This is a genomic window from Roseomonas acroporae (genome assembly GCF_023223525.1).
Lineage (GTDB): Bacteria > Pseudomonadota > Alphaproteobacteria > Acetobacterales > Acetobacteraceae > Roseomonas_E > Roseomonas_E acroporae.
This window is the reverse complement of the sequence record NZ_JALPRX010000181.1, coordinates 1-5,443: the sequence shown is the minus strand read 5'-3', so window position 1 is coordinate 5,443 and position 5,443 is coordinate 1. Positions and strand designations below refer to the sequence as shown.

Sequence of the window (5,443 nt, the reverse complement as noted above, 5' to 3'; positions counted from 1 at the left end):
CCCGGCACCGATCAGGTGGACCAACACGCCACCACCGCCGTGGCGATTAATCATATGGCCACTACTGACCACGGAAATTCCAATGCAAATTTTGTACACGATAAGTCTGTGCTTCACGTGGCGAATGATTCTTCGGAAATGTTTGATGGGAATCTTAACTCAAAATTCTTAGAAATTTCCTCAAAAAATCAGTCGCTAGTAAATAGCGAGGAGGATTTCCATTATCCGGAAGCGCCCGATTTTAGATATGGGGATCCTGGTGATGGCGTGTCCCCTCGTGTCGCAGAAGCAATAATTAGGATGCTAAATACAGAACCCGACGATTCGAATTTCACGCTAGCAAAATTCGAATCGAATTTATCTAATCTTATGGCAAATCTCGAAGTTGATCACTCATATTCCCCGAAGACCGACAGCACTAATTCAGTCGACCTGAATGAAGACGCCAACCATTCAAGCGAATATAACATAGATATGCAAATACACTCTGCGGATGCACATGTGATGTGGAATTCAAGCCTTTCTCACTCGCAAGATATACATCACCATTTTGGTGATTTTAATAGTTGATGCTGGTGCTCTTTGCACAAATCAATCTCGTATAACTGCCGCTCAGCAATGCTCAGCAACATTGTGGGGAAAACCAAGTGCTGAAAATCGGACCCGCTATAGATGTATGGCTCTCCGCCAAGAAAATCATTCGGCGCGGAATATTCTACAGCCTATCTCTCAGCGCCTTTTCAAGTATTTTACAACTGAGTGTACCATTATACAGCATGCTGATCTTTAACAAAGTTTTGCCGAGTGGCAGCATGGCCACGCTCGGTCTTATATCAATGCTGTTGTTTTTGACGCTGTTTTGTTCTGTTCTTATTGAAGGAGCAAGAAATTCTGTTCTTGCCAGGGCGGGATATTGCGTCGACGAAAAAATAAGAGATTTTTTTACTAAATCATTTTTCATAGAGGGAGCAAAAAATAATCAGCCATTAAAAGACGTCGACGCATTGAGAAACTTCTTTTGTGGCCAAGCCTTGCCAACAATACTCGATGCGCCATTTTGCGTTGTATTCATCGGCGCGATTTTTGTACTGCATCCTTGGCTGGGACTTATCACTATTGCGGCAATATTTTCCTCCCTGATGCTTTCGGTGGGAGAAAAGCGTTTCGTGGCAAGAAGACTCAACATCATAAATAAAAATCTCCATCAATTCGAATTCATCGCGCAAAATAACTTTTCAAAATTCGATGTGGTTGTTGCTATGGGTTCGCGTGGATTGATAATAAAGAAGCTGACCTCCATCAATAATAAGATAAACCTCGCCATGCTGAATATGAGTGAAATATGCGGATGGATTGATGCTTCTGGGCGGTCCCTGAAGAGCATTGCTCAAGGTCTACTTTTGGCAATCGCCGCATATTTAGTTTTGGAGCGTGAGATGCAGGCAGGCGCGCTAATCGCAACTTCAATGCTATTCGGCAGAGTGATGAATACCACCGAAAAGCTCAGCGCCTCATACAGCTCCATTGTAGCTACTCGTGCAGCTGTGGCACGAATAAGGAAGCTACTAGATAATTCTAGCCAATTCGAATGTTCTGAACTGCCGATTCTGCAGGGGTATATTTCTGCCAATAATGTTAGTGTCCGTTCCATCAACCGCCACAAGCCAATTCTAAATAACCTAAATTTCACAATAAACCAAGGAGATTTCATTGCTGTAGTAGGGCGCGAGGGAGCTGGAAAAACCACTTTAGCGAGGCTGCTTGCAGGCGCAGAACAACCCTCTTCGGGCATCGTCAGATTTGATGATTATTCGTTGGTGAGGTTTAAGGAGCAAGATTTTGGTTTTCAAGTGGGCTATCTTCCTGAAAGCCAACAGCTTGGATATGATAAAGTTTCACAAATTATTGGGCGAGGCTACTCTGATCTTTCTGCCGTCGTCGATGCGGCGAAATTGAGTGGAGCTGATTTGGTCATAAGAAATTTGCAGTTCGACTATAATACATTTATTAGTGACGATACTTGCCAATTGACTGCGGGCGCAAGGCAACGGATCGCTTTAGCCCGAGCGTTTTTCGGAAAACCCAAGATTCTCATTTTGGATGAACCCACCACTCATCTTGACCACGAAGGAGAAGCAATTCTGCTCAAAGCATTGAAGCATTTTCACAGTGTCGGAACGACTATCGTGGCGATTTCTAGGCATGCCGGCATACAAAATCTTGCAAATCGCATGATGATATTAGAGGATGGTAATCTCGAAGCATTTGTCAGCCAAGCCGAAATTCACGATGCCCTGAGACCTAAATTGGTAAGTGCGGTCCAATAAAAATCACGTACGGGAGACCTGCGATGGCAAATTTCCTTAAGCCAATTATCATTGGTGTTGTGGGAATATCAGTTGCTTTTGGTGGACTATTAATTTGGTCTGCTCTGGCGCCATTAGCGTCCGCCGCAATAGCGCCCGGGGTTATTGTGGTTGAAAGCAACAGAAAGATCGTACAGCACCCTGATGGAGGCGTAGTACGTGAAATTCTTGTTCGAGATGGGGATTTGGTGGCATCCGGGCAAATTTTGGCCGTGTTGGAGAGTTCTAGGCTTAACCTGTCGCTTAACAACACACGAGAGCAACTTGCGATAAATATTGCGAATACCGAACGCCTTGAGGCGGAGAGGACAGGGCAGCCGCTTGCTTTTTCTGAACAATCATTGGCAGAAGTTAGCATTTCTCAATACCCTTACATACGTCGAGATCAGGAAATTATGTACGCCGCACGGAGGGCGGTTATTGCAAACAATCTCGCAATAGCTCAGTCAGAACGGGCTCAGGCTCAATCAATATTGGGCCATCTAGTAATCCAGTTGGACGCCAAGATCGAGCATTTGCGTTTGGCTGAAAGGGATGTTTCAGTTGCGCAGGATTTAGCAAGAAATGGCGCCGGGACCGAACGGCGCCTTAATGAGGTGAGGCAAGTAGCAACTGAAATTCGTTCGGATATTGCTTCTATTCGAGCTAGAATTGCAGAGAACCAAGCGCGTATAGAGCGTGCTACTTTGGATGAAAGCAGGAGTCATTGGATGTACCTAGAATCTGTGGAAAAAGACATCGCAGCTGCGCGTCGAGAGAGAGCTGATTTAATCGAAAAAATCGGATCGCTAAACGAGCAAATATCTAGATTGACCATTCGAGCCCCTGTGGCCGGACGAGTTGTGAATCAGACAATCTCTACCATAGGTGGCGTTGTCGGATCAGGTATGAGGATGCTAGAAATTGTTCCTGCTGAAGACTCGCTTTTGATAGAGGCGCAAGTCCGCCCTTCCGACATTGAGAATGTTCGTCCCGGCTTGAATGTGGAAATCAGGATACTGGGAACTTATGGTATGAATTTGCCAAGGCTGAATGGGTTGGTCTCAGTTGTATCTGCTGATCGCCTGGTGGATGGTCCTCAAAATCACCAATTTTTTCTTGTTCGAATCAATTTTGATGAAAATTCAGAGCGCTTCTTGAGGGGGCATGGTTTGAGACCAGGTGTACCAACTGAAACCATAATCTATACCGGAGATTCAACAATGTTGGCTTATCTTACCTCCAATTTGACGCGCTTCTTTTCTCTTGCGATGAAGGAATAATCGGCCGCTTATAGAGGGCGTTTGGCAATTTCATGTCGCGCTCTTCGCGAGCCTGCGCGGGACGATGCGCGCCATGGCCATGTAGACGAGCATCTCGCCGGTCTGCATGAGGTGTTCGTAGTCCTTTGCCATGCGCCGGTTGCGGCTGATCCAGGTGGACTTCCCCCTGGGGAGTGGAGGGGTGAGATCAGAGCGTCATGCGGCGAGTGGCATGGCGGCCTCCGGGCTCATGGCTGCACGCGCCTTGGCGGGCGTGCGGTAGCCGACGCCCGAGTTCAGGCGTTGCCGGTTGTAGAAGACCTCGATGTAGTCGAACACCGCTGCCCTGGCCTCCTCGCAGGTACGGAACCGGGCCTGGTGGACGCTTTCTTTCTTGAACGAGGCGGAGAAGCTCTCCATGGGCGCGTTGTCCAGGCAGTTGCCGCGGCGGCTCATGGACTGCTCGATGCCCTGCCGCTCCAGCACGTGGCGGTAGTCGGTGGAAGCATATTGGGTGGATTCAAACGGTCGTCGCCACACCCCTGGGGGAGGGCGGAAGCGATGGCGGGTCGGCGGCGTTCGGATCGGGCTTTGCGGCGGAAGCTGAGGTCGCCCGGGCGGCCGGGCGTGGCGCGACAGGAGGACCGGCGGCGGTTCTGGGCGTTGGTCGCCAAGGGCTTGTCGAGTGAGGACGCGGCGGTGGAAGTCGGGATATCGCAACCGGTCGGGTACCGTTGGTTTCGCGAAGCGGGCGGCATGGCGCCGTCGCATCTGTCGCGATCATCGAAGCCGCTCTCCGGGCGCTATCTCAGCCTGGCGGAGCGGGAGGAGATCGCGCTGCTGCGGGCGCAGGGCCTGGGCGTCCGGGAGATTGCCCGCCGCCTGGGACGAGCGGCGTCGACCGTATCGCGGGAGCTGCGGCGCAACGCGGCGACGCGGGGCGGCAACCTGGATTACCGGGCGACCACGGCACAATGGCACGCGGAGCGGGCGGCACGGCGGCCGAAGCCGGCGAAGCTGACCACACACCCGGCGCTGCGAGCCTACGTGCAGGACCGGTTGGCCGGCGCCGTGGCGGCTCCGGGCGGCGCTGCGGTGCCCGGCCCGACAACGGTACCGTGGAAGGGCCGACGGCATGGGCGACGGCAGCATCGGCGATGGGCCATGGCGTGGAGCCCGCAGCAGATTGCCGAGCGCCTGCGGCTCGACTTCCCGGACGACAGCAGCATGCGCATCAGCCACGAGGCCATCTATCAGGCGCTCTACATCCAGGGTCGGGGCGCCCTGAAGCGTGAGCTGACCGCGTGCCTGCGCACGGGTCGGGCGTTGCGCGTGCCGCGGGCACGCTCGCGGGGGCGGGGCAAGGCGTTCATCACCCCGGAGATCCTCATCGGCGAACGCCCGGCGGAGGCGGCGGACCGTGCCGTACCGTGCCATTGGGAGGGGGACCTCATCCTGGGTCTCGGCAGCTCCGCCATCGGCACCCTCGTCGAGCGCACGACGCGGTTCACGCTGCTGCTGCACCTGCCGCCGATGGCGGGCCATGGCGACGGGCCGCGCGAGAAGAACGGCCCGGCGCTGGCCGGGCACGGCGCCGAGGCGGTGCGCGAGGCGATCGCGCGCGAGATCACGACCTTGCCTGCGCAGTTGCGCCGGTCGCTGACCTGGGACCAGGGAGCGGAGATGGCGCAGCACGCCCGGCTGCGGATCGACACGGGGCTTGCGATCTACTTCTGTGATCCCCGAAGCCCCTGGCAGCGCGGCACGAACGAGAACACCAACGGGCTGCTGCTGCGTAATCCGGTCGATCGTGATCGGTGGATCCGTTTGATCGCG

5 protein-coding genes are annotated in these 5,443 nt (G+C 53.3%); 4 read left to right on the top strand and 1 reads right to left on the bottom strand.

What is annotated here, in order from left to right; translation table 11 throughout:
* From M0638_RS27525 to M0638_RS27515, 3 genes are all read left to right on the top strand, one after another.
* A partial coding sequence (locus tag M0638_RS27525; RefSeq protein ID WP_248670155.1) for a hypothetical protein occupies positions 1-570 on the top strand: 570 nt, incomplete at its 5' end.
* A 77-nt stretch (positions 571-647) separates the two neighbouring features.
* A complete protein-coding gene (locus M0638_RS27520; RefSeq protein ID WP_248670154.1) occupies positions 648-2,327 on the top strand; it encodes an ATP-binding cassette domain-containing protein in 1,680 nt (559 codons plus the stop codon).
* 23 nt (positions 2,328-2,350) lie between these two features.
* Positions 2,351-3,628, top strand: coding sequence for an HlyD family type I secretion periplasmic adaptor subunit (locus tag M0638_RS27515; protein WP_248670153.1), 1,278 nt, complete (start codon positions 2,351-2,353; stop codon positions 3,626-3,628).
* A gap of 195 nt (positions 3,629-3,823) precedes the next feature.
* Here the strand turns inward: M0638_RS27515 and M0638_RS27510 are convergent, their stop codons facing one another.
* A complete protein-coding gene (locus tag M0638_RS27510) occupies positions 3,824-4,093 on the bottom strand; it encodes an integrase core domain-containing protein (protein ID WP_248670152.1) in 270 nt (89 codons plus the stop codon).
* A gap of 75 nt (positions 4,094-4,168) precedes the next feature.
* Here M0638_RS27510 and M0638_RS27505 point away from each other — a divergent pair.
* Positions 4,169-5,443, top strand: a 1,275-nt coding sequence (locus tag M0638_RS27505) for an IS30 family transposase (protein ID WP_248670151.1), incomplete at its 3' end; no start/stop codon positions are given.